The 23,815-nt window shown below is 63.9% G+C and carries 20 protein-coding genes; 10 read left to right on the top strand and 10 right to left on the bottom strand.

Annotation, left to right across the window (positions count from 1 at the left end):
* Nucleotides 1–163 precede the first annotated feature (163 nt).
* Both ABD833_RS09505 and ABD833_RS09500 read left to right on the top strand, forming a co-directional pair.
* Nucleotides 164–1,165 carry an ABC transporter ATP-binding protein gene (locus ABD833_RS09505; protein WP_345072585.1) on the top strand — a complete coding sequence of 334 codons (1,002 nt, stop codon included), beginning with the start codon at nt 164–166 and terminating at the stop codon, nt 1,163–1,165.
* Nucleotides 1,153–2,715: an ABC transporter permease/substrate-binding protein gene (locus tag ABD833_RS09500; RefSeq protein WP_345072584.1), complete on the top strand. Its 1,563-nt coding sequence runs from the start codon at nt 1,153–1,155 to the stop codon at nt 2,713–2,715. Before ABD833_RS09505 ends, ABD833_RS09500 begins: the two co-directional genes overlap by 13 nt.
* Before the next feature lie 262 nt (nt 2,716–2,977).
* Here ABD833_RS09500 and surE read toward each other — a convergent pair whose 3' ends face one another.
* Nucleotides 2,978–3,781, bottom strand: coding sequence for a 5'/3'-nucleotidase SurE (gene surE / locus ABD833_RS09495; RefSeq protein WP_425553623.1), 804 nt, complete (start codon nt 3,779–3,781; stop codon nt 2,978–2,980).
* A gap of 197 nt (nt 3,782–3,978) precedes the next feature.
* Between surE and ABD833_RS09490 the strand changes: the two genes are divergently transcribed.
* The 5 genes from ABD833_RS09490 to ABD833_RS09470 all read left to right on the top strand — a co-directional run bounded on the left by ABD833_RS09490 (nt 3,979) and on the right by ABD833_RS09470 (nt 8,997).
* The gene (locus ABD833_RS09490; protein WP_345072582.1) at nt 3,979–4,641 is read left to right on the top strand and encodes a hypothetical protein; all 663 of its coding nucleotides are present in this window, start codon (nt 3,979–3,981) and stop codon (nt 4,639–4,641) included.
* Between the two features lie 114 nt (nt 4,642–4,755).
* The gene (locus ABD833_RS09485; protein ID WP_345072581.1) at nt 4,756–5,190 is read left to right on the top strand and encodes a DoxX family protein; all 435 of its coding nucleotides are present in this window, start codon (nt 4,756–4,758) and stop codon (nt 5,188–5,190) included.
* Between the two features lie 261 nt (nt 5,191–5,451).
* Nucleotides 5,452–7,203 (top strand): M14 family zinc carboxypeptidase, encoded by a 1,752-nt coding sequence (locus tag ABD833_RS09480; protein WP_345072580.1) that lies wholly within the window; start codon nt 5,452–5,454, stop codon nt 7,201–7,203.
* Between the two features lie 42 nt (nt 7,204–7,245).
* Nucleotides 7,246–8,145: an ABC transporter ATP-binding protein gene (locus ABD833_RS09475; RefSeq protein ID WP_345072579.1), complete on the top strand. Its 900-nt coding sequence runs from the start codon at nt 7,246–7,248 to the stop codon at nt 8,143–8,145.
* 93 nt (nt 8,146–8,238) lie between these two features.
* Nucleotides 8,239–8,997, top strand: a complete 759-nt coding sequence (locus ABD833_RS09470; RefSeq protein WP_345072578.1) for an ABC transporter permease — start codon at nt 8,239–8,241, stop codon at nt 8,995–8,997.
* Nucleotides 8,998–9,085: 88 nt separating this feature from the next.
* Here ABD833_RS09470 and ABD833_RS09465 read toward each other — a convergent pair whose 3' ends face one another.
* The 9 genes from ABD833_RS09465 to ABD833_RS09425 all read right to left on the bottom strand — a co-directional run bounded on the left by ABD833_RS09465 (nt 9,086) and on the right by ABD833_RS09425 (nt 20,694).
* A complete protein-coding gene (locus tag ABD833_RS09465) occupies nt 9,086–9,892 on the bottom strand; it encodes a hypothetical protein (RefSeq protein WP_345072577.1) in 807 nt (268 codons plus the stop codon).
* Between the two features lie 340 nt (nt 9,893–10,232).
* On the bottom strand, nt 10,233–10,613 hold the full coding sequence (locus tag ABD833_RS09460; RefSeq protein ID WP_345072576.1) for a hypothetical protein: 381 nt from the start codon (nt 10,611–10,613) through the stop codon (nt 10,233–10,235).
* 100 nt (nt 10,614–10,713) lie between these two features.
* Complete coding sequence (locus tag ABD833_RS09455) at nt 10,714–11,562, bottom strand: YitT family protein (RefSeq protein ID WP_345072575.1); 849 nt, start codon at nt 11,560–11,562, stop codon at nt 10,714–10,716.
* 225 nt (nt 11,563–11,787) lie between these two features.
* Nucleotides 11,788–13,035: a bifunctional 3,4-dihydroxy-2-butanone-4-phosphate synthase/GTP cyclohydrolase II gene (locus ABD833_RS09450; protein ID WP_345072573.1), complete on the bottom strand. Its 1,248-nt coding sequence runs from the start codon at nt 13,033–13,035 to the stop codon at nt 11,788–11,790.
* Nucleotides 13,036–13,251: 216 nt separating this feature from the next.
* Entirely contained in the window at nt 13,252–14,421 is a 1,170-nt protein-coding gene (locus ABD833_RS09445) for a glycosyltransferase (RefSeq protein ID WP_345072572.1), read from the bottom strand.
* Nucleotides 14,422–14,432: 11 nt separating this feature from the next.
* Nucleotides 14,433–15,650: a glycosyltransferase family 4 protein gene (locus ABD833_RS09440; protein WP_345072571.1), complete on the bottom strand. Its 1,218-nt coding sequence runs from the start codon at nt 15,648–15,650 to the stop codon at nt 14,433–14,435.
* A 142-nt stretch (nt 15,651–15,792) separates the two neighbouring features.
* On the bottom strand, nt 15,793–16,866 hold the full coding sequence (locus ABD833_RS09435) for a potassium channel family protein (protein ID WP_345072570.1): 1,074 nt from the start codon (nt 16,864–16,866) through the stop codon (nt 15,793–15,795).
* A 281-nt stretch (nt 16,867–17,147) separates the two neighbouring features.
* Nucleotides 17,148–19,208: a DNA primase gene (gene dnaG / locus ABD833_RS09430; protein WP_345072569.1), complete on the bottom strand. Its 2,061-nt coding sequence runs from the start codon at nt 19,206–19,208 to the stop codon at nt 17,148–17,150.
* A gap of 208 nt (nt 19,209–19,416) precedes the next feature.
* The gene (locus ABD833_RS09425) at nt 19,417–20,694 is read right to left on the bottom strand and encodes a hypothetical protein (protein WP_345072568.1); all 1,278 of its coding nucleotides are present in this window, start codon (nt 20,692–20,694) and stop codon (nt 19,417–19,419) included.
* A 128-nt stretch (nt 20,695–20,822) separates the two neighbouring features.
* On the opposite strand from ABD833_RS09425, the gene ABD833_RS09420 reads away from it, so the two are divergent.
* From ABD833_RS09420 to ABD833_RS09410, 3 genes are read left to right on the top strand one after another with little or no spacing between them, the layout of a single operon-like run.
* Complete coding sequence (locus ABD833_RS09420; protein ID WP_345072567.1) at nt 20,823–21,932, top strand: sensor histidine kinase; 1,110 nt, start codon at nt 20,823–20,825, stop codon at nt 21,930–21,932.
* Nucleotides 21,925–23,097, top strand: coding sequence for a sensor histidine kinase (locus ABD833_RS09415; RefSeq protein ID WP_345072565.1), 1,173 nt, complete (start codon nt 21,925–21,927; stop codon nt 23,095–23,097). The genes ABD833_RS09420 and ABD833_RS09415 overlap by 8 nt, the downstream gene beginning before the upstream one ends.
* Nucleotides 23,094–23,795, top strand: a complete 702-nt coding sequence (locus ABD833_RS09410; RefSeq protein WP_345072563.1) for a LytR/AlgR family response regulator transcription factor — start codon at nt 23,094–23,096, stop codon at nt 23,793–23,795. The genes ABD833_RS09415 and ABD833_RS09410 overlap by 4 nt, the downstream gene beginning before the upstream one ends.
* The last annotated feature ends 20 nt before the right edge of the window (nt 23,796–23,815 follow it).

Here is a 23,815-nt window from a genome sequence, read left to right as displayed (position 1 = left end):
TTCAAGGTAAGCCTGAAAGAGGATAGTGGATTCTGAAGAATACATTCAGAATTCCGGATATCTATTTGCGGGCCGGCTCAATCAGTTCTGAATGAAGTAGTAATATGCCGAACCGAAACCGCCCCCGATTGAGAGTTCCCCCTTCATACTTCAGCCTCTGCCTTTGTCTCCTCCCCTGATCAGTGCCCGGCACCTGGGCAAACGCTACGCCGGCCGCGCCGTGGTGCAGGACGTATCGTTTGAGCTGGCGGCGGGCGAAACCCTGGTGCTGCTGGGACCCAGCGGCTGCGGCAAAACCACCCTGCTCAAGCTCCTCAACCGCCTGCTGGAGCCCGATACCGGCACCATTGAGGTATTGGGGCAGGACGTGCGCACCCTGGCGCCGGAAAAGCTGCGCCGCGGGATGGGCTACGTAATTCAGCAGGTCGGGCTGCTGCCCCACTACACCGTGGCCGAAAACGTGGCCGTGGTCCCGCGGCTGCTGGGCCACGCCCCCGCGGCCATCGCGGAACGCACTCACGAGCTGCTCAACCGGCTGCACCTGCCGCCGGCGCGCTTCGCGGGCCAGTATCCGCACCAGCTCAGCGGCGGGCAGCAGCAGCGCGTGGGCCTGGCCCGGGCCCTGGCCGCCGACCCACCCATCATCCTGCTCGACGAGCCTTTCGGGGCTCTCGACCCCGTCACCCGCACCGCCATCCGCCGCGACTTCCGCGAGCTGGAGGAGCTGCTGCGCAAAACCGTGGTGCTGGTCACCCACGACGTAGTGGAAGCCTTCGAGCTGGCCGACCGGATTCTGCTGCTGGACGCGGGCCAGGTGCAGCAGCTGGGCACCCCGCACGAGCTGCTGTTCCGCCCCGCCAACGACTTCGTGCGCCGCTTTTTCGCCCACGAGCGGCTCGCCCTGCAGCTGCGCACCCTGCGGCTGGCCGATCTGGAGCCGTTTCTGCCCGGCCCCGCTCCGGCGGCGCTGCCGCTGACCATGTCGGTGCAGCAGGCGCTGGAATACCTGACTGATTCCGTCGAGGGCCCCGCTACCGCCGACGCGGCTTCCCCGACGGCCCCCGCTCCTGCCGGGCGGGCAGCGCTGGCCGGCCTCACCCTGCCCCACCTGATGGCCGCCTTCGGGCGGGCCCTGCAACACGAAGAAGCCGCGTGGAAACTCTAACCGAACTGCTTGCTTTCTGGCAAACCCAGGCCGGCAAGCTGGCCCAGCAAACCGTGCAGCACATTGGCCTCACGGCCGCTTCCCTGCTGCTGGGCGCGGTGGTGGGCATTCCGCTCGGCATCTGGCTGACGCGCCGGCCGCGCTGGGCCCCAGTGGTGCTGGGCTTCACGGGCGTGCTGCAGACCATTCCCAGCATTGCCCTGCTCGGCTTCCTGATTCCGGTGCTGGGCATCGGCCCCGGGCCGGCCATTTTCGCCCTGTTTCTGTACTCGCTGCTGCCGATCGTGCGCAACACGCTCACCGGCATTCAGGGCGTGAGTCCGGCGGTGGTGGAAGCGGCGCGCGGACTGGGGTTCACCGACTGGCAGCTGCTGCGCCGGGTGGAGCTGCCGCTGGCGCTGCCGGTGCTGTTTGCCGGTATCCGCACCGCCACCGTCATCAATGTGGGCGTGGCCACGCTGGCGGCTTACATCGCGGCGGGCGGCCTGGGTGAGTTTATCTTCGGCGGCATTGCCCTGAACAACCCGGCCATGATTCTGGCCGGGGCCATTCCGGCGGCCGTATTGGCGCTGGTATTTGATGCGGCGCTGGCGGGAGTGCAGCGGCTGTCGGGGCGGCGGCTGATGCGGGTGGGCGCGGCGGCGCTGGTGGTGGTGCCCCTGCTGGCGGGGCTGTACTGGCTGCCGCGGGCCTCCAGCCGCCTGCTGGCCGGGTTCAGCCCCGAGTTCGTGGGCCGGGCCGATGGGCTGCCGGGCCTGCGCACCACCTACGGCCTGCGGCCGGTGAGCGTGGTGCTGGCCCCGGCGCTGGTCTACGAAGCGGCCCGCCACCACGACGTGGACCTGATCGACGGCTACTCCACCGATGGCCGCATCAAAGCCTACCACCTGCGCGTGCTCCGCGACGACCGCCACGCCTTTCCGCCCTACTACGCGGCTCCCGTAATCCGGCCCCAGGTGCTGGCGGCCCACCCCGAGCTGGGACCGGTACTCGCCAAACTAACCGGCCAGATCAGCGACTCGGTGATGACGGAGCTGAACTACCGCGTGGATTATCTGCACCAGGAACCCCGCGCCGTGGCCCGGGCCTTCCTGCGCCAGCGGGGCCTGTGGCGCGCCCCGCAGCCGGTACGGGGGGCGACCATCACGCTGGGCTCCAAGATTTTTGCCGAGCAGTACATCCTCACCGAAATGTACGCGGCCCTGATCCGGGGCTACACCACCCTCGATGTGGCCACCAAAACCGGCCTCGGCGGCACCAGCATCTGCTTCGAGGCCCTGCGCACCGGCGCCATCGACATGTACCCCGAATACACCGGCACCGGGCTGCTGGTGCTGCTCCAGCCCTCCGCCGCGGCCCTCGATTCGCTGGGTGGCGACCCGCGGGCGGTGTATGAGTTTGTGCGCCAGGGTTTCCGGCAGCGCTACGGGCTGGAATGGCTGGCCCCGCTGGGCTTCAACAACACCTACGCCCTGCTCATGCGCCGGCAGCAGGCCGCCCAGCTCGGCATTACGTCCATTTCGGATCTGGGCCGCTACCTGGAGAAATAACGATTCGGGGCAGTGGTCTACCGCGAGGTGGTGCCACGACTTTTTGGTCGTGGTACCACTATCGTTGAACGACCATCGGGCATCAGCAACGATAGTGGTACCACTATTCTTTGAGACCATCGGGCATCAGCAACGATAGTGGTACCACGACCAAAAAGTCGTGGCACCACCTCGCGGTAGCCCACTATCTTACCAGTATAAAAACAGAAAGGCCCTGAACCTATAGTTCAGGGCCTTTCGCTCGGGTGGCTTGCACCAGCGCCTACTTCCGGGCAGCCTTTTTAGGCTTGGCCGGCAGCTTGTCGGTCGCGGCAGCTTTGGGTGCCGACTTGGCGGTCGGAGCAATGCCGTCCAGGCTCAGCGTCCAGTTGGTATTCATCTGGGTCAGACCGTGCCGGGCGGTCAGGTCGAACTGGCAGGGCACGATGGATACGTAGTTGTTAGCCAGGGCAAACTCATCGGTGTCTTCGCCCTGGTCATGGTTTACGAAGCTGCCGATCAGCCAGTAATACGGGCGCTTGTAGGGGTCGAGGCGCAGGTCGAATTCCTCCTGCCACTTGGCGTTGGCCTGGCGGCATAGCTTCGCGCCTTTAATGGCCTGGGCCGATTTCTTGGGGATGTTCACGTTCAGCGCCGTGCCGGCCGGAATGCCGTTTTCCAGCGCCTGGCGGGCAATGTGCTCCACCCATTCCTCGGTGTGGGAAAAATCGGCGAGGTGGCCGTAGTCGCAGAGCGAGAAGCCGATGGCGGGCAGCCCTTCGATGGCCGCCTCGATGGCTGCCGACATGGTCCCCGAATACAGCACGTTCACCGACGAGTTGGAGCCGTGGTTGATCCCCGACACGACCAAGTCGGGGCGGCGGTCCTTCAGCACGTGGTGCTTGGCCAGCTTCACGCAGTCGGCGGGCGTGCCGCTGCACTCGTAGGCTTCGATGCCCTCGAAGATGGTACTTGGGTCGAGGCGCAGGGAGCTGCCGATGGTGATGGCGTGGCCCATGCCCGACTGGGGCGAGTTGGGGGCTACCACCACTACTTCGCCCAGGCGCTGCATCACGCGCACGAGCATGGCAATACCGGGAGCCGTGATGCCGTCGTCGTTGGAAATCAGAATCAGAGGTTTGCGTTTTTTAGCAGCCACGGCAGCGGGGGTTGGGTGAAAAGTGCAGCGCAAAGGTACGCACGGCCGGGGCTTCCGGCTGCTAGGGTTGGCATTTCGCGGCGGCTTTTCCAACGCCTGCCCCCCCGGGCGCGTATAGCCCGGCTATGCTTCCACGCCTGAATTTCCTGCTCCCGGCGGCTCTGCTGGCCCTGATCTGCCCCGCCTGCGACTCCGCCGGCAACCAGGGCCGTACCGCGGCCAGGGCCCCGGCTCCCTTTCTGGCGGCCGACGCCCCCGCCGACCCGCAGGCCGCCGCGGCCCGGCTGGCCACCGTGAGCACCAGACCCGATTCGCTGCACCTGCTTAGCCCCGGCCGCGCGGGTCGGCTGAGGGTGGGCATGAGCGAAAAACAGCTGCTGGCGGTGGTGCCGGCCGCTCAGCTCACCAAAACCACCTGTCAGTATCAGGGCGTCACGTACCCGGCGTACTGGCTCACCGATGCCCAGCAGCCCACGGCCCCCCGCAGCCGGCTGGAGCTGGTCGGCTCCGCGACGGAAGGCTACGCGCTGCGGCGCATCCGCATCACCGACCCGCAGTACCGCACCGGCGAAGGCATCGGGGTGGGCTCGCCATTCGGGGCGGCCCGGCAGGTGTACGGCTTCACCCGCGCGCGGGCCAGCGAAGGCGATTTTGTCGCCGTTTCCGCCCTGCAGCGCATGGGCTGGATTCTGGACGAGAAGTCGTTACCCCCGGGCCACTCGGCCGATATGCCCTCTGCGGCCATTCCGACCGCGACGCGCATCAGTGGAGTATTGCTGGTAAAATAAGAGGCAAACCGTATATAGTGCTGCAATCCGCGTTATTTCCTGTACTTTGGCTCCGCCGGATATGTTACTATACCCGGATTTATCTCCTCTAAGCGTTCAGCCGGCTTCTTTTTTATGACCCTGTTTGAAAACCGGTACCGCACCCACGACCTCGGCCTACTGCTGTTGCGCATCGGTATTGGCGTGATGTTCACCGTGCACGGCTACCCCAAGCTGATGGGCGGGCCGGAGCAATGGACGCCGCTGGGCGGCACCATGAAGCTGGTCGGCCTCGACTTCGCTCCCACTTTCTGGGGCTTTATGGCCGCCGCGGCCGAAGCAGTAGGAGGCCAGCTGCTGGCGCTGGGGCTGTTTTTCCGCCTTACCTGCGGGCTGCTGCTCACCACCATGATCATGGCCACCATCATGGACCTGACCAAGGGCAACGGGTTCAATGGCTACTCCCACGCCCTGGAATCGGGTATCCTGTTTCTGAGCCTGATCCTCATCGGCCCCGGCCGCCTGAGCCTCGACCAGATTCTGTTTCCGCCGCGCCGCCGGCTGTACTAGAGCGTGTGGACACTTAACGAAAAAGGCGGTCATGCTGAGCTTGTCGAAGCATCTCTACCGCTTTTTTGCGGCAAAACGTTCGGTAGAGATGCTTCGACAAGCTCAGCATGACTGTTTCGATGGCTGCAAAGGCCCTTTTAGCTAAGTATCCACACGCTCTAAGGGAATTCTGAATTATGAATTCTGAATTGATAGTTCAGGCCTGCGTTGCTGGTACCGCTTGCCCCCGATAATTCAGAAGTAAGAATTCAGAAGTAAAGAATGCTTTCATTCCTGCTTACGGCCCTGCTGCTGGCCGCGCCCGCGCCCCGGGACGACTGGCGCACGCCTTTCGAAAAGGGCACCGGCAACACTACCGCCACCTACGCCGAGTGCCTGGCCTACTACCAGCGGCTCGACGCGGCCTACCCCGAAATAACCATGCGCGAGGCCGGGCCGACTGATTGCGGCCAGCCTCTGCACGAAGTAGTGGTGTCGCTGGACGGGGACGCGGAGCCGGCATCGGTGCGGGGCAAAAACCGCCGGGTGGTGTTTATTCAGAACGGCATTCACCCCGGCGAGCCCGAAGGCATTGACGCCTGCATGGCCCTAGTGCGCGACTACGTGCAAAAGAAGGCGCTGCGCCGCCAGCTGGAAAACGTGACGCTGGTCGTTGTTCCGGTCTACAACGTGGACGGCATGCTCAGCCGTAACTCCACCAGCCGGGCCAATCAGAACGGCCCGGCCGAGTACGGCTTTCGGGGCAACGCCCGCAACCTCGACCTGAACCGCGACTACCTCAAGCAGGACTCGCGCAACGCCCGCAGCTTTGCCCGGCTGTTCAGCCGCTGGCAGCCCGACGTGTTCGTGGATACCCATACGTCCGACGGGGCCGACTATCAGTACACCATGACGCTGATTGCCACCCAGAAGGATAAGCTGCCCCCGGCCCTGAGCCAGTATATGCAGCGCAGCCTGCTGCCCGCGCTCTACGGCGGCATGGCCCGGCGCAAGACGGTGATGACGCCCTACGTGGATTTTGAGGGCCGCACCCCCGATGCCCGCGGCCTGGTGGGCTTTCTGGAAACGCCGCGCTACGCCACCGGCTACACCACGCTGTTCAACACCCTGGGCTTCATCACCGAAACCCACATGCTCAAGGCCTACGCGCCCCGGGTGCAAGCCCAGTACGATTTTCTGGATCTGATGGTGCGCACCGTGCACGCCCAGGCCGGGGCGCTGGCCGAAGCCCGCGCCGCCGCCGCCGAGCAGCTGCAAACCCAGACCACTTTTCCCCTGGCCTGGCGGCTGGACACCACCCGCGCCGAAAAAATCAGCTTCCGGGGCTATGAGGGCACCCTGAAGCCCAGCGGCGTGAGCGGCCAGCCCCGCCTGTACTACGACCGCACCAAGCCCTACGTCCGCACCATCAACTACTACAACACCTTCCGGCCCGCGGTGAGCGTGACCCGGCCGGTCGCCTACCTGATTCCGCAGGCCTGGGGCGAAGTGCTGGACCGCTTGCGCCTCGCGGGCGTGCAGCTCCAGCGCCTGGCCCAGGACACCGTGCTGACGGCCGAAACCTACTACATCGCCGACTACAAAACCGGGCCCCGCCCCTACGAAGGCCACTACGTGCACACGGCAGTAGACCTGCGTACCGAGCAGCAGCCCCGGCCCTTCCGCAAGGGCGACTTCGTGGCCTACCTCAGCCAGCCCGCGGCCCGCTACCTGGTGGAAGCCCTGGAGCCCCAGGCCACCGACTCGTTTTTCGCCTGGGGCTTTTTCGACAGCATCCTGCAGCAAAAGGAGTACTTCTCCGACTACGTATTCGAGGATATTGCCACCGAGCTGCTGCGCCGCGACCCGGCCCTGCGAACCCGCCTGGAACGCCTGACGGCGCAAAACCCGGTATTCGCCAAAAGCGGCGCGGCTCAGCTGGATTGGGTGTACCGCCAGTCGCCGTACTACGAAAAGTCGCACCTGCGCTACCCCGTGGCCCGCTGGCTGGGGGGGCGGCTGCCGCTGGAATAGCGTATACTTGCGGCACTGCTTTCCGCTGTGCTTTTCCGAACTATGGCTCTGCTCGAACTCGATAATCTTTCCAAAAGCTACGGCGGCACCCCGGCCCTGCGCGGGCTCACGCTCCGGATTGAGGCCGGCAGCGTGTACGGGCTGCTGGGCCCCAACGGCAGCGGCAAAACTACCACCCTGGGTCTGGCGCTGGGCGTGCTGCAGGCCAGCGGCGGCACCGTGCGCTGGTTCGGGCAGCCCCTGTCTTCGGCCAGCAAGCGGCGCGTGGGCGCGCTGCTCGAAACCCCAAACTTCTTTCCCTACCTCTCGGCCCGGCAGAATCTGCTGCTGGCCGCCGACGTGAAGCGCGCCGACCATGCCACGGTGGATACCGCCCTGGAGCTGGCCGGCCTCAGCGCCCGCCAGCACGACGCCTTCCGGGGCTTTTCGCTGGGCATGAAGCAGCGCCTGGCGCTGGCCTCCACCCTGCTGGGCAACCCCGAAGTGCTGGTGCTCGACGAACCCACCAACGGCCTCGACCCCCAGGGCATTGCCGAAGTGCGGGAGCTGATTCAGCGGCTGGCCGCCGAGGGCAAAACCATCATCATTGCCAGCCACCTGCTCGATGAAGTTGAGAAGGTGTGCACCCACGTGGCCGTCCTCCAGCGCGGCGAGCTGCGGACCGCCGGCGCCGTGCGCAGCATTCTGGCCGCCACCGACCGCGTCGCGGTGCGCGTGGCCCCGGACCTGCCGCCGGTGGCCCTGGCCCAGGCCCTGAGCCAGCTGCCGTGGGTGAGCGACGTGAAAACCGAAGCCGCTGGTACTTTCAGCGCCGTGCTGGCGGCCGGCCACAGTCCCGCCGACCTGAACCGCGCCCTCTTCGCCCAGGGGGTAATCCTGGCCGGGCTGGAGCTGCGCCACCGCACCCTCGAAGCCCAGTTCCTGGAAATAATTAAAAACTGAGAAGTAAAAATCAGGAATGGGCACAAGTCCCAGTGCTTCACGCTTGATTGACGTTCCCAATTTTTAAGTCGTAATTCTTAATTTTTAATTGAAATGAAAGCTGAGCTTCGTAAGATTCTCCCCTACCGGACGGTCTGGATTATTCTGGCTTTGTACGTGGCGTTGCTGGCCCTTTTCGTGTCGGTGGGCAGCGGGGTAGTGATAAACGGGCAGCCGGTGGGCAATACCCTGTATGCGTTTCCCGAGCTGTGGAGCCGGCTGGTGTACGTAGCCAGCTACTTCAACCTGCTGCTGGGCATTCTGCTCATCATCCTCATCACCGACGAGTTTCAGTTCCGCACCTTCCGCCAGCAGGTGATTGATGGCCGCTCGGTAGCGGGGCTGGTGCAGGGCAAGCTGGCCGTAGCGGGCCTACTGGCGGCCTTCGGGATGCTGGTCGTGCTGGGCGTAGGGCTGTTCTACGGGCTGACCCGCTCCCCCGCTTCGGCCGGGCAGGCCGCCCAGCAGCTGGGGGCCGTGGCCCTGTACGGAGCGCAGGCCATGGGCTACCTGGCGCTGGCGGCCTTATTGGCATTCCTGCTGCGTAAAAGCGGACCGGCCATTCTGGCCTTCATGCTGTATGGCTGGGTGGTGGAACCCGTGGTACGGCTGCTGATTCCCGACGACATTGACCGGTACTTTCCCACCAAGGTCTTCGCCAGCCTCACGCCCACGCCCGGCCAGGAACTACTCGACACCGTAACGGGTCCGTCCGGAGCGCTGCTGCCGGTTCAGGCCCTGCCGCTGGCCCTGGCCTACGCGGCCCTGTTCTGGGGATTAAGCTACCTGCTGCTCCGTAACCGGGACCTGTAATTGCCCGCTCCCGGGGCCATCCGACGCGGCGCGGCCTCCCTCTGGTAGCTGTTGCAACAGCCGAAATGTGCCGGGCACAACGGCTGGTTTAATCGCCGACTACCTCGGCCGGCTTTGGTTTTTGCAGGTAGTTGGCGTAGTTCACGATGAAGGCCAGGTCGCGGGGCTCGGTGAAGCTGAGCTTGTTCTCCCGGGCATATTGCTCCAGCTGCCTGGCCTGGGAACGGAACACGGCCAGCACGTCTTTCCTGGGATTTCGCAGCGGCACCACGGTACCATTGGGCGTGCCGAGGTAAAACTTGTCCTGAATTTCGGTGTAGGTGCCCGCGTAGCGCGGAATACCGCCGTAGCCGGCCCCGTAACCGTAGGCTCCCGGCGCATTGTTTACCGACCGCTCCACCTGAATTTCGCGGCGGAGCAGCACCTGCGGGCCCCGGCTGAGCTGCTCGAAAAAGCCCGGTGACTTGAAGTCGCTGTAGTCGTTGTCGTGGTTCCAGCGGTAGGTCCGGTATACCCGCACCAGGCTGGTGTCGACCCGCTCGCGGCGCTGCCGGGGGGCTATATCATTGTAATAGGGGTTACCGTAGTAATAGCCCTGGCGGGCGTCGTAGAAATCATTGAAGGAGCTGCGGCGCTGGGCTTTTTCGCCTTTCACGGCAAAGCTCTGCACCGCCACGGCCGAGAGCGTACTCACCGAGTTGTCGGGCAGGGTGATCAGGACTACATCCTGGGCGTGGTGCAGCGCCAGCGGGCCCTGCAGCGTGTCGCCGTTGGCCAGCAGCACCGTACTCCCGGCAAACTGCTGCACGTAGGTATTCCGTTGCGCCCGCGCCGCGCCGGGCAGCATCAGCAATCCGGCCAGCAGGGAAAGGAAGGGAAAATGATGCGTTTTCATAGCCGGGGAAAGATAGCCGAATAAAAGACTTGAGCCACGGTCAGACCGTGGTTTTTCGGGCTCCTGGCCCCGCCCTTCTGCTCCTACGCTAACCCGGGCGAGCCGTCCCGGGTTCAGCCGGCACCGGCGGGGCTGGCGGAGGCTATTCGCTGACTGCCAAAACTGCTACGAAAGGCCAGACCCGCACGCGCCGCCTGACCGGCTAGGACAGCACCGTGACCTGCGCCGCATCATACCGCGCAAGCCCGTCGCGGCGGAGAATGGCGTAGAGATATGCACCGCTGTTGCGCGGGGCATCACTGAAACCCTGTTTGAGGAGTCAGGAGTTAGAAGCTGGAAGTCAGCATACGGGCAGGCAGCCGGGGGCCACCCGGTTCAGCCCCAGCACCCCGAAGGCCAGGTAAAACAGGTAGGGTTTGCGGCGGGGCGTGATGCCCCGGCCGCGCGGGTGCCGAAAAATGTCGGCCCCGGTGGAGCCCGCCTTCTCCTCCCAGCAGTCCACCGTCAGCAGCGGCATCCCGGCCAGCGTACTATTCAGCAGCGCGTAGAAGCCGACGTTGGTACGCCGGCCGTTTGCGTAGCGGGGCCGGTAGTTGCGGAACAGCGCCTCCCGCATCGGCCTGGAATCGGGGAAGCCCTGGAACAGGTCGCAGATCTGCGGCAGATTGTCCTCATTGATGAGGTGCAGGGTAATCGAGTCGGACCACAGGGCGCGGAACATGAGCGTAAATAGCGGATTGACTGCCCAAAAACAAGCCCCGGCCGTTACTATCGGTTATGCCCCGCCGTCGGGGCCAGCCCAGCGCCGTCTATCCCCGCCGCTAGTGAAGCGGCCGCTTTTTGAGCATCCCGCCCACCGCGTCGTCTACGCGGTGCTGCACGATGAACGCGTGGGGGTCGAGGCGTTTCACCTCCTCGCGCAGCCGGGGCAGCTCCAAACGCGTAACGACGGTAAACACGATGTTGATTTCCTCCTGCTCACCGGGCTTGCCGTAGCCACTCTCGCCCTTATACATAGTGACGCCCCCGCCCAGCCACCGCGTGATAACGTGGCGGATATCTTCGCTACGTTTGGAAATGATGGTTACTCCGGTGTACTGCTCGATGCCGGTGAGAATAAAGTCCAGGGTTTTGGACGCCGCCACGTAAGTGAGGATGGAATACAGGGCCTCCGTGACGCCCAGCACGAAAGCCGCCACCCCGAAAATAACCATATTGAGCAACAAAACCACATCACTGACTTTGAGCAAAGAGCTGCGCTTGCTGATGAGCAGGGCCACTATCTCGGTGCCATCGAGCACGACCCCGCCGCGCATGGCCAGCCCAATGCCGGCCCCGATAAATACGCCCCCGAATACGGCCGTAATCAACAGGTCGGGCGTTACATCGGGGTAAGGCACGACGGCCAGGCACAGGGCCAGACCGGCAATGGCCGCCGCGCTTTTCAGCGCGAAGCGCAGCCCCATCTGCCGGTAGCCCAGCAGCAGAAACGGCAGATTTATGAGCAGAATCCCCCAGGACAAGGGAAATTTCAGCTCCGCCGCCAGCAGCATGGAAACGCCCGTCGCGCCTCCGTCAATGAAGTGACTCGATAGCAAAAAGCCCTTCAGACCCATGCCCGCGCTCAGAATACCGGTCCCAATGAGCGCCACGTTCTTTAAGCCCTCCAAAGCGTTCCGAATGGGCTCGATTGACGGCGGCCCCGGCGGCGGGGCCACCGCGGACCGTTGGCGCCGCCTGTTGAACAGGATAATCTGGGGCAGCAGCATAAACGAAAAATCAGCACGTTGTGAAATCCTGTATACGGGCGGTAGCCCTGCGACGGCGCAGTAGTCAATCAAAACGCCCTACACTGTCCGGTGTAGGGCGTCGGCAAAGAGCAAAAAACCAATTTTCTACCCTACCGGTACGGCCGCGTCGGGGTCGGCGTGGGCGGTGCGGTCCTTAGTCAGGATGGTGTGGCCCAGCTTGTCGCGCTTGGTGGTGAGGTAAGACTCGTTGTGCTGGTTGGGCGCAATTTCAATGGGCATCGTGTCCACGATTTCCAGGCCGTAGCCCACCAGACCGGTGCGCTTGCGGGGGTTGTTGGTGAGCAGACGCATCTTGCTGACGCCCAGGTCGCGCAGAATCTGCGCCCCCACGCCGTAGTCGCGCTCATCCATGCCGAAGCCCAGCTCGAGGTTGGCTTCCACGGTGTCGCGGCCGTTTTCCTGGAGCTTGTAGGCCCGCAGCTTGTTGAGCAGACCGATACCGCGGCCTTCCTGGTTCATGTAAACCACCACGCCGCGGCCTTCGCGCTCAATCTGCTGCATGGCCTGGTGGAGCTGGGAGCCGCAGTCGCAGCGGCAGGAGCCGAAGATGTCACCCGTCACGCAGGAGCTGTGTACGCGCACCAATACCGGCTCGTCGCCGCTGATGTCGCCTTTCACCAGCGCCAGGTGCTGGGCCCCCGTGGAGTTCTGGGTGAAGGCCACCAGCTCGAAGTCGCCGTGCTCGGTGGGCATCTGCACCGCGATGTCGCGGGTAATCAGGCTTTCCTTCCGCAGGCGGTACCGGATCAGGTCCTGAACCGAAATCAGCTTCAGGTCCCAGCGCTTGGCCACCAGCTCCAGATCGGGCAGGCGGGCCATTTCGCCGTCTTCCTTCAGGATTTCGACCAGCACCCCGGCGGGCTCAAATCCGGCCAGGCGGGCCAGGTCTACGGCCGCCTCGGTGTGGCCGGCGCGGCGCAGCACGCCTTCTTTGCGGGCTTTGAGGGGAAAAATATGGCCCGGCTTACCCATATCCTCGGGTTTGGTGCTGGGGTCGATAAGGGCCAGAATGGTCTTGCTCCGGTCGGAGGCCGAAATGCCGGTGGTCACGCCGTTCTTCAGCAGGTCGATGCTCACGGTGAAAGGCGTGGCGTGCAGGGCCGTGTTGCGGCCCACCATCAGCTCCAGCCCCAGCTCTTCGCAGCGGGCCTCGGTGATGGGCGCGCACACCAGGCCGCGCCCGTGGGTGGCCATGAAATTGATAACCTCGGGCGTGGCGCAGCGGGCGGCGCAGATAAAGTCGCCCTCGTTTTCGCGGTCCTCGTCGTCTACTACAATTACTACTTTGCCGGCCCGGATGTCGGCAATGGCGTCTTCAATGGAATCAAGCATGGGAGTTGGGAGCAGATTTTTACGGGCGCCCCGGCGATACAACCGGCTACGGCGGCCCGAAGTTACGGGGTATCGGCGGGCTTTGCGCCGTGGGGGGCGGCGGCCGTGGTGGTGCCACGACTCAAAGTCGTGGTACCACTATCGTTGCTGATGCCGGACGGTCGTGCAACGATAGTGGTACCACGACTAAAAAAGTCGTGGCACCACCACGCTTGGTTACCCTTCGAACAGCACTTCCAGCTGCCGCGTAGCCGCCGCCCAGTTGTAGTGACGGCGCACGAACTGCTGCCCTCTTTCCGCCAGACCGGCCGCCAGCGGGGCTGCTGCCAGCAGCCCCGCGATGTGCCCGGCCAGCTCGGCGGCCGTGTTGCCCACCAGCAGGTCCTCGCCGGGCACCCCGCGCAGGGCGTTGTTGGCCAGGGTCGTTGTCACGCAGGGCAGGCGCATGGCCATGGCTTCGAGCAGCTTGTTCTGCAACCCGGTGCCCACCCGCATGGGCGCTACAAACACGCGGGCCGAAGCGTAGGCATCGCGGATATCGGGCAGCCAGCCGCTGACGGTAACGTGCGCCGAAGCCAGGGCCAGCACCCGGGCAGCGGGCGTGGTGCCGGCAATCAGCAGACGGGCTTCGGGGTGGGTTTGCTGCACCAGGGGCAGAATCTCGGTGGCCAGAAACAGGGCCGCATCCACGTTGGGGTGGTAGCTCATATTGCCACAGAACACGATATCGTATTCTGTGGGTTGGGCCACGGGCTGAAAAAAATCGGTGTCGATGCCGTTGAGCACCACGTGAATCTGCTGGCGCCGGGGGTGGCCGATAAGCTGGCGGTCCTGGTCGGAAATGATGGTGTGGTGCGCAAACCAGTCGAAGGCCCGGGCCTCGTAGGCCAGCAGGCGGCGCGCTTCGAGCGCCAACACCGGGCGCTGCCAGACCGGGGCCTGCGCGGCGCGCCGGGTCATGCCGGCCGAAAATACGTCCATGTAGTCGAGCGTCATGGGGTAGCGGCCGGCGTGGGGACGCAGGTACTCGGCCATCCGGATCAGCTGGCAGTACACGTGCCGGGGCTGAAACTCCAGCAGCAGCGCGTCGAGGCGGCGCTGGGCGGCGGCATCGTAGAAATAGCCCACCTGAAAGGGCCGGCCGGTGGCCAGGGCCCGGGTCATGTTGGCGGCAATACCGGGCTTGCGCAGCGGGTGCACGTGCAGCCCACCCCGGCACAGGGGCCGCACGGCGGCTTCCGCCTCCGCGGTAACGGGCTCATCGGTGAGGGCCAGCAGGCAGATTTCGTGGTGCCGGGCCAGGTAGCGCAGCTGATGGTAAGCCCGCAGCTTGTCGCCTTTATCGAGGGGGTACGGAAACCGGGACAACAGAACGAGCAGCTTCATGGGGGGCAAACTTACGCGCTTTGCACCCGGCGGCTCACGATGCGGTACAGATCGAGGAAGCTTTCCACCACCCGCCGGTTGTCGTAGAGGCGGGCAATGGTGCGGGCCGCTTCCTGCCCGATGGCCGCGTGGCCCAGTCCGCCGCGGTAGTAGCTTTCAATCCGGCTCACCCATTCCGAGGGCTCGTCGCAGAGAATGATGTCGTGGCCGTTGCGCACGAAGATGCCCTCCGAGCCCAGCCCCGTGCTGATCACGCACTTGCCCAGGGCCATGCCCTCGATGATTTTGATGCGCATGCCGCCCCCCGACAGCAGCGGCACCAGCATCAGCTCGTACTGCTGCATAAACGCCGCCGCCGACTCCACGAAGCCGTGCACGAACACGTTTTTCAACCCCAGCTGCTGAATACGGGCGGGCGTATCCTTGCCGGCCAGGTGCAGCTCCAGATCGGGCATTTTCCCGTGCACCGCCGGCCATACTTCCCGCAGAAACCAGTCGAGGCCTTCCAGATTGGGCAGCCAGTTGAGGGAGCCAATCATAAACAGGGTGCGGGGCCTGGCCTGGCGGGCGGCATCCGGCCGGAACCGGCTCATGTCGACGCCGGCGGGCACGAACACCACGGGCTCAGGGCAGCCCAGGGCCCGCAGCCGGCGCTGGTCGGGCTCGGTAATGGCAGCCACGGCGTCGAACCGGCCGAGGTAATGTTCCTCAAATTTCTTCAGTCCCTTAGCCAGATGCGCCAGATAGAAGCGCTTTAGCGGGTTCAGCTCCCGGGCGGCCAGCATCTGCCAGATGGTATATTCCAGGTTATGGGCCCGCAGCACCACCGGCACCGTGGGCGCCACGCGCCTCACCACATCCACGTACCAGGCCACGAAAGTACCTTCCATCTGCACCACATCGAATTGCTCGTCGCGCAGCAGCCCGGTCAGCCGATCCGCTACGGCCGGACTGACGAAGCGCTCCACATTGTAGGGCATGGTGCCCACCAGCAGGTTTTTCAGCGCCTTCACCGGCGACAGGCGGGTATCGACGGGCACCGTGACGAGGCGCACCCCCGGCAGGTGCGCCAGCACGTCGGCCGCCTGGAAGTGCTTGGGCGTGTTGATGGCCAGCACCGTTACGGCGTGGCCCTGCCGGGCCAGCCCGGCCGCTACGTCGTACATAGCAATAGCGCCCCCATCGTGGGGGGGGAAGGGCACGCGGGAACAGACCTGGAGAATGCGCACGGAACGGGACGGGAAATGGAAGGCTGGCAAAGCTACGCAGAAAGGCTTTTCACTGCTGACGAGCCAAGTTTGTCAAATTCCGGTCATTTTACCCCCCCACGCGACAACCATTGCCCGCCCCTCCCCGGACGGGCGTTGGGAGCTACAGGCGCCGGGACTGCGAATTCAGCCGCTTGAACTGCGCCACCAGCGCATTCACCTGCTCATCCGTACCGAGCACCAACAGGATATCGTCGACGCCGGGCCGGGTGTCGGCGCTGGGGCTGATCAGGAATTCGCCGGTGCTCTGCTTGAGGCCGATGACGGTGGCCCCGGTGCGGGAGCGGATATCCAGCTCGCGGATGCTCATGCCCTGCCACTCGCGGCCCAGGTCGTGGTAGCTCATTTCCTCCAGGCGCAGCTTGTTGGGCCCCAGACCGCTGATCATTTCCAGAAACCGGATTACCTCGGGCCGCATAATCAGGTTGGCCATGTGGGAGCCCCCGATTTCGTCGGGCATCACCACCGAATCGGCCCCGGCGCGCAGCAGCTTACTCTCGCTGGTTTTGAGGCTGGCACGGGCAATAATCTTGATGTTGGGGTTCAGCTCCCGGGCCGTGAGGGCCACGAACACGTTGTCGGCATCCTTGGGCAGGGCCGTAATCAGGGCCCGGGCCCGCTCCACCCCGGCGGCGCGCAGCGCTTCGTCGGTAGTGGCGTCGCCGAAGACCACGGGAATAGCCCCGCCCCCTTCCTCGGCCTCCTCCCGCAGCAGGTCCTGGTTCTGCTCCACCACCACCACCCGGGCACCGTTGGCCCGCAGCTCGTGGTAGGCTTTGCTGCCGTTGCGGCCAAAGCCGCAGACAATCACATGGTCGGAGTAGCCGCGGATTTCGTGGTCAGATTTAAACATTTTGAATACGGTACGCAGCTCGCCGTCGAAGATATAGGTTGTCAGCACCGACACGAGGTAGGCAATGACGAGCAAATTGAAGAAGATGTAGATAGAAACAAACAGCCGGCCCGCCGGCGACAACGGATGCACCTCCCCGAACCCGACCGTGGACACGGTAATCATGGTCATGTATACCGCGTCGAGCAGGCCGTAGTCCTCAATGCTCATGAAGCCGACGATGCCCACGCCGAAACTGACGCCGGCCAGCACCAGCGCCAGCACAAACCGGCTCAGGTTGGCCCGCTTCCACAGGATCAGCAGGTTGTTGGTAGTAGAGGGCATGAATGGTGAGTGGAGATTTTAGAGCAGATTTCGGGATGGTGTATATAGTCGTTCAACGAGATGCCTCACCCCCCGGCCCCCTCTCCGAAAAAGGAGAGGGGGAGCCAAACGTCAGAAGCGTGTCCGGTGTTCCCTCCTCTTCTTTTCATTCCGCGCATCAAGCGGCGGAGGGGGTCAGGGGGTGAGGCGTCTCGTTGAACGGCCGGGTACACCAACCTGAAATTTACGTTAGAAGCTGACGTGCAGAGGTACCGCATTCTGAGTTCTCACCATATCACCACCTACATGGCTCCGCGCGGGATAACGGTGCCGAGCAGGTCGCCCAGGCGGTTGTCCATGTCCTTGAGCAGCTTGATGGTGCCCAGGGTTTCGAGCATGGTCAGCTCGTCCATGGGGTGGCGCAGGGCGTCGAGCTGCACGCTTAGCTCACGCTGCACATTCACTTTGTTGAGGCGCAGAATGGCATTGTCGCAGGCCTGCTGGAGCTGGTCCAGCTCCCGGGGCACGTAGATCTGGTGGGTGGTCCAGTTCGGACTCAGGTCGTACTTTTCGGTGGCCAGGTCGCTGACGGTGGCGCGGATATCGGCGCGGCTGTGCTGGATGAAGTGGCGCACGTCGGGCCAGCGACCCTGCTCCAGCTCCTGGCGGCACAGGTGCAGCAGGTCGGCATAAATCGGGGTGCGCAGGGGCGTGTCTTCCAGCTGCCCGAAGATGTACTGGGCCACGGCTATTTCCTCGCTGAGGGGCTGGGCGGCGTAGAGCACCATGAGGCGCACGATTTCCCGCTCGCAGACCTGCACCAGATCCGGTACCGGCTCCATGTCGTCGTGCGCCGGCTTGGTGCTGGTACCCGCCGGAGCGAAATCATCGGGCGAGCCGCCGTACATGGCCATTTCCGCTTCTTCCTCCGGGCTCATCGACGGCGCGGGCACGCGCGGGCTGGAACCGGCCGCGGCCGCGGGCCGGCCGCCGGCCGCACCGGCGCCGGCGGACGAGGAGCCGTATTTCTGCCCCACGTTCTTCACCAGCTTGTTGTACTCCGTAATCAGCACCTGCTCGTCGATGCCGAAGGCCCCGGAGGTCTGCTGCAGAAACACCTGGCGCTTGATGGGGTCGGGCACTTTGGCAATGCTCTGGAGCACGTCGCGGATGGCTTCGGCCTTTTTCACCGGGTCCTGGGCGGCTTCCTTGGCCACCACGGCGGTTTTGAAGCTGATGAAGTCCTGGCTGGCGCTGTCCAGGTGCTCCTTAAAGCGCTGGTCGCCGACTTTGCGGATGTAGCTGTCGGGGTCGTCGCCGTCGGGAAACAGCACCACGCGCACGTTCAGCCCGCCTTCGAGCAGCATGTCGATGCCCCGCAGCGAGGCCCGGATGCCGGCCGCGTCGCCGTCGTAGAGCACCGTCACGTTCTCCGAATAGCGGCCGATCAGCCGGATCTGGCTTTCGGTGAGCGAGGTTCCCGACGAGGCCACTACGTTCTTGATGCCGCCCTGATAGAGGCTGAGCACGTCGAGGTAGCCTTCGACGAGGTAGCAGACTTCCTCCGAGCGGATGGCCTGCCGGGCCTGAAACAGCCCGTAGAGCACATCCGACTTGTGGTAAATCTCCGACTCGGGCGAGTTGAGGTACTTGGCCGTCTTGTCGTTGGCCTTGAGCGTGCGGGCCCCGAAGCCGATAACCCGGCCCGACACGTTGTGAATCGGGAACATCACCCGGCCCCGGAACCGGTCGTAGCGGCGGCCGGAGTCCTTGCCCTGCTCGTCCTCGCGGATGACGGTAAGGCCGGTTTTTTCGAGGTACTTGGCCTGGAAGCCTTCCTTCTGGCCGGCTTTCAGCAGGTCGTCCCAGAGGTCGAGTGAGTAGCCCAGCTCGAAGGTCTGGATGGTATGCTGGTTGAGGCCGCGCTGGCGCAGGTAGCTCAGGCCGATGCTCTGCCCCTCCTCGGTTTCGAGCAGCAGCTTGTGGTAGTGGTCCTTGGCCCAGTTGGAGACGATAAACTGGGAGTCCTTTTCATTCTGGGCCAGCTGCTGCTCGGGCGTCTTTTCCTCTTCCTGGATTTCGATGCCGTACTTCTTGGCCAGGTACTTCAGGGCCTCCACGTAGCTGCTGCCCTCGATGTCCATGATAAACTGCACCACGCCGCCGGCCTTGCCGCAGCCGAAGCACTTGTAGAGCCCCTTGGCCGGGGCCACCGAAAACGAGGGCGACTTCTCGTGGTGAAACGGGCAGCAGGCCCACATATTCTGGCCCTTCTTCTTCAGGCTGACGAAATCACCCACTACCTCCACAATGTCGGCGAGGTGAATAATCTGGTCGATGGTTTCTTTCGGGATGCGGGCCAAGGGTACTGAGGGCAACAGGTGGAGAGCGGACAGGTCTACGAAGGTACGACGATATGCCGCCCGGAAAACACTCTTTTTCCTCCCGCAACACCCACTACCCCGGAACCTCACCCTGGTGCTGCCCACCGGATCGTCCACCGCAAAAGGCGGCTGTCCGGTGGGCAGCATATCGGCCACGAGCAATAAACCTGATATAAGAATATGCGGGCTAATAATTATGGCTGGCCGTGGTTTCCGGGATAATCACCACGTAGTCGTAGCCCAGGATGGTGGCTTCCAGCGCCTGACTGGCCACCGTGAGCTGCTCGCTGAGCAGGGCCCGGCGCAGGGGGCGCAGGTCGAAAACCTGCCAGGCGGAGCCGGGTTTGGTCTGGGCCATGAAGGGCTTGACCATCGCCTCGTCGGCGCTGGAATACGAGGTCACGTTCCTGGTGAAATCATCCGGGTTGGCTCCCCCTACTTTGGTCCCCTGCTTGCCCATGATGAAGATATGCAGCGACTTCTGGTCGTGGCTATCGGCCAGGCTCATGGCCAGGTTGCCGACGTCGTACATATCGCCCCAGATGCTGCGGCCCCGCCCCAGGTGGTAGGCCCCGAATTTAAAGAGCATTTTGGGCAGGGGCTGGCCCACCGACTGGTAGGCCTGCAGCTCGGTGAGCAGGTTGCGCTTCATCAGGTTGATGCGGGTGCGGTGGGCCCCGGGCTTACCGGCTTTGTTGAGCTGAAAGATCTGCCAGCTGGCCACGAAATCCTCCACCATCTGCCGGACGGCCGGGCTTTCCTGGCGCGTGAAGGCCCGCAGGCTGTCGACCCCCGACTGCTGCAAGGCAATCATCGTGCTGGTATCGTACTGGCCCGTTACCATGCCGGCCCGGTCGCGGGCCTGGTAGACCACCGCGCGCTGGCGCAGGTAGGCCCGGGCGGGCGGGCTCTTCACCTGCCCGGCCAGCAGCCCGAAAAAGCGGCCGGGAGTAGCCGACCCCACCTGCTCGATGCCCACGATGGACACGTTCTGGGCCAGCAGGGAACGGGCCAGCTCAAACTCTTCGGCCCAGCTGTAGAACGACAGCGCCATGGGGTGTTGCTTCTCGAAGGTGGACGGCAGACCGGGCTGGGCCGCCAACCGGTTCAGGTCCCGGGCCTGATACTTGTCAATCTCGGCTACGTACAGCGCCGGCTGCAGCACCCGGGCCAGGGCCGTGGTGAAGCCGGGTATCTGCGCCATACCATGATCTTCGCCGACCAGTACGAGCTGGCTTTTCTGAACATCGAGCTGCAGTTTCTCCCAGCCAGTGCCGGCAAACTGCCCGTTGCTTTGGGTGAGGGCATATTGATTTTTCTGCACCAACCGGGTAAGCGTACTGTCCTGGGCCTGCACCGCGGGGCTGAGCAGGCTGCCCAGTATTGTGCAAGCCAGGGGGAGAAGGCGGCAGCCGGCCGGAAAGCGACGTGAGCGGGCCGATAAGAAACGGGAGAAGCAAGCCATGGGAAAACCATTAGTTGGGTTGAGGAAGAATCTGACCCAAAGAAATTGCAGAGCTTTAAGGGCGGGAATATTATTCGACCAAGTGTCGGCCCCACCCCACCAAAGCCCGAGTTGTCCTCCTTTTTTCCATGCCCGACTCTCCTTCCGGTTCCGCTCTTGGCTGGCATACGCTGAGCGCCCGAACCACGGCCGTGCTGTTGCAGCTGCTGCTGTGGGCGCTGCTGTGCGGTTTTTACTTTGCCTGGTACAACCGTCCGAACTACTCCTTCGACGGCCCGATCGGGTCGTTGGTAGGGCTGCGGATGGTATTTGCCATCGGCCTGTTTAATGCGCTGGTGTACCTGATTATCCCGCGCTGGCTGTTGCGGGGGCGGTTCTGGCTGGCCCTGGCCGGAGCCGTGCTGCTCGTGTACGCCTACGGCTTGTTCAACTTCTACGGCTACCAGCTCGCCAACCGGTATCTGCCCGTCACGCCCGCGCTGGCCCGCTATTACCAAAGCGTTTACCAGCCGGGGCTCCAGCGCGCAGTATTCAGTGGTATGGGGCTGCTGACGATGGCGCTGGACATGCAGGCCAATATGGTGTTTCCCGTGGTCGTGAGCTTTCTGGCCTACGCCCAGGTCGTGGACCGGCGGCGGCTGGCCCTGGAGCGCAATCAGCTCGACTTGGAGCTGCGCTACCTGAAAGCCCAGATCAACCCCCGGTTTCTGTTCAATACCCTCGGCACGCTGCACCACTTTACCCGCCACCGCGACCCGCGGGCGGGCGACATGGTGCTGCACCTGGCCGACCTGATGCGCTACACCCTCTACGAGGCCGAAACGGAAACCGTGCTGCTAAGCCGGGAGCTGGAGTTTCTGGACGATTACCTGGCCCTGGAGCGCCTGCGCAGCCGGGTCGCCACCACCATCCACCACACCATCTCGGGCCCCGTCACGACGCAGCATATCGTACCCCTGGTGCTCTATCCCTTTCTGGAGCGGCTGTTTGCCGGTTCCGAAACTGACTCCGGCACTACTATCACCAGCACGATAGAGGTAACTCCGTACGCCGTGCAGGCCACTTTCGCGCGGGTTTGCGCCGCCGCCGGGGCCAGCGGCTACGGCACCGACGGCGCTATCCGGGCGGCGCGGCGGCGGCTGCAACTCCAGTATCCGGAGCGGCATACGGTTGAGCTGACCGAGGACGAAACCAGCGTACGGGTGCGGCTTCATATTCAACTGGTGCCCAATGGGTAAGCCCCTTTCCTTAGCGCCCTCTTTCGTCCCCCGGACCTACTCGGGCCGCGCGCGGGTAGCGCTCCACCTGACGATGTGGACTGGGCTGATGGGCTTCGAATATCTGCTGTCGTTGCTGCAGCCGACGTTGCCGGCCATCACCTTCGCCCTGATGGCCAAAGACCTGGTAGCCGCCGTCGTTGGGTTCTATTTCTTCTCGCACGTCGTGCTTCCCCGGTTTATCGTGCGGCGGCGGTGGCTGCTGAGCGGCTTGGGGCTGGGGGCCATCTACTACTTCTGGGCCCTGCTTTCGCACGCCACCTACGCCGCGCTGGTGCAGTCCGGCGCGGCCCTGGGCGAATGGGGCACTTACGTCCACCGCACGCTGGATAAGGGGGTGTGGGTTGGCGTCTTCTCGTGGTACGGCGTCAGCATGGGCCTCAACGACTTTATCATCATCCCGCTGCAGCCCATTCTGCTGCGGTTTCTGCTGTTTTTGCTTACCAGCAGCAACCGCAGCCTGCGCCTGCAGCGGGAAAATCTGAACCTGGAAATCAACTTTCTGAAAGCCCAGGTCAACCCGCATTTTCTGTTCAACACCCTGAACAATATCTACACGATGGTGGTGAAGCAGGACGAGCGCGCCCCCGCTATGGTTCAGCACCTTGCCCACCTGATGCACTACACCATGTATGAGTCGGATGCGGCGCAGGTTCCGGTACGCCAGGAAACCGGCTTTCTGGCGGCGTATCTGGAGCTGGAGCGGCTGCGCTACGGTCAGAAGGTGAGCATCGGCTACCAGCAGTCCGGCCCCATCGACCAGTTTCAGGTCACGCCCCTGCTGTTTTTCCCGTTCGTGGAAAATGCCTTCAAGCACGGCATCGACAGCAGCCTGGAGGCTTCGTGGGTGACTATCTCGCTGAAGGTGCAGAACGCGCAGCTCCGGTTTGAAGTCAGCAACAGCTGTAGCCCCGCCGCCCCCCGCCGCGAGTTTGGCGGCGTGGGCATCGCCAACGTCCGCCAGCGCCTGGCCCTGCACTTCGCCCCCGCCGACTATAACCTGGTCATCACCCACGACCTGGCCGCTCATACCTACCGCGTCTCCCTGACTCTTCGCCTGTCGCCCCTGGCGGCTCCCGCCCGCCCGCCGGTTGTTCCGGCGCCCGCTCTTACCCCTACCCCATGATCAACTGCCTGATTATTGACGACGAGCCCTTTGCCCGCGAACTACTGCAGGGCTACATTGCCCAGCTGCCCCACCTGCACCTGGTAGCCAGCTGTGAGCACGTATTTGAGGCCCTGGAAGTGTTGCAGCAGCAGCGCATCGACCTGCTGTTCTCGGATATCAACATGCCCCAGGTCAACGGAATTGAGTTTATCCGCTCCCTGCACAATCCGCCCTACGTGGTGTTTGTCACGGCCTCGCCGAACCACGCGCTCGAAGGGTTTGAGCTGGATGCATTGGATTACATCGTCAAGCCCGTGTCGTTTCCGCGCTTCCTGAAGGCCGTGAATAAGGCCCTGGCGGTAATAAACAGTCGCCCGACGGCCGTGGTAGCGGCCGAGCCGCAGTTCCTGTTCGTGAAGGAAGGCCATTCCCTGCGGCGGGTATTGTTCGATGAAATCTACTACATCGAGGGCATGAAGGACTACATCAAAATCATCCTCCAGGACCGCATCATCATCACCTATCTGCGCATGAGCCGGGTGGAAAATCAGCTGCCGGCAACCCGGTTTACCCGCATCCAGAAATCCTACATCGTGCGCATGGACGCCATCAGGGCCATCAGCGGCAACGAGGCCGAGCTGTATAATCTGCCCGAGAAGCTGCCCATCGGCAAGCAGTACAAGGAAGCGCTGCTGGCGCAGTTCGGCCTGAGCTAGCGCTAAATGATCCGCCGGCC

It is taken from the genome of Hymenobacter fastidiosus, assembly GCF_039539565.1.
GTDB lineage: Bacteria > Bacteroidota > Bacteroidia > Cytophagales > Hymenobacteraceae > Hymenobacter > Hymenobacter fastidiosus.
This window is presented reverse-complemented; position numbering and strand designations above follow the sequence as displayed.

Coding starts and splice junctions, on each gene's coding strand:
- surE (WP_425553623.1), bottom strand. CDS start 3,781: ATGCTCGTGCGCGTGATGCAGCGCCTGGGCGAAGTAGTGGTGGTAGCC.
- ABD833_RS09490 (WP_345072582.1), top strand. CDS start 3,979: ATGCTTCCACGCCTGAATTTCCTGCTCCCGGCGGCTCTGCTGGCCCTG.
- ABD833_RS09485 (WP_345072581.1), top strand. CDS start 4,756: ATGACCCTGTTTGAAAACCGGTACCGCACCCACGACCTCGGCCTACTG.
- ABD833_RS09480 (WP_345072580.1), top strand. CDS start 5,452: ATGCTTTCATTCCTGCTTACGGCCCTGCTGCTGGCCGCGCCCGCGCCC.
- ABD833_RS09475 (WP_345072579.1), top strand. CDS start 7,246: ATGGCTCTGCTCGAACTCGATAATCTTTCCAAAAGCTACGGCGGCACC.
- ABD833_RS09470 (WP_345072578.1), top strand. CDS start 8,239: ATGAAAGCTGAGCTTCGTAAGATTCTCCCCTACCGGACGGTCTGGATT.
- ABD833_RS09465 (WP_345072577.1), bottom strand. CDS start 9,892: ATGAAAACGCATCATTTTCCCTTCCTTTCCCTGCTGGCCGGATTGCTG.
- ABD833_RS09460 (WP_345072576.1), bottom strand. CDS start 10,613: ATGTTCCGCGCCCTGTGGTCCGACTCGATTACCCTGCACCTCATCAAT.
- ABD833_RS09450 (WP_345072573.1), bottom strand. CDS start 13,035: ATGCTTGATTCCATTGAAGACGCCATTGCCGACATCCGGGCCGGCAAA.
- ABD833_RS09445 (WP_345072572.1), bottom strand. CDS start 14,421: ATGAAGCTGCTCGTTCTGTTGTCCCGGTTTCCGTACCCCCTCGATAAA.
- ABD833_RS09435 (WP_345072570.1), bottom strand. CDS start 16,866: ATGCCCTCTACTACCAACAACCTGCTGATCCTGTGGAAGCGGGCCAAC.
- ABD833_RS09425 (WP_345072568.1), bottom strand. CDS start 20,694: ATGGCTTGCTTCTCCCGTTTCTTATCGGCCCGCTCACGTCGCTTTCCG.
- ABD833_RS09420 (WP_345072567.1), top strand. CDS start 20,823: ATGCCCGACTCTCCTTCCGGTTCCGCTCTTGGCTGGCATACGCTGAGC.
- ABD833_RS09415 (WP_345072565.1), top strand. CDS start 21,925: ATGGGTAAGCCCCTTTCCTTAGCGCCCTCTTTCGTCCCCCGGACCTAC.
- ABD833_RS09410 (WP_345072563.1), top strand. CDS start 23,094: ATGATCAACTGCCTGATTATTGACGACGAGCCCTTTGCCCGCGAACTA.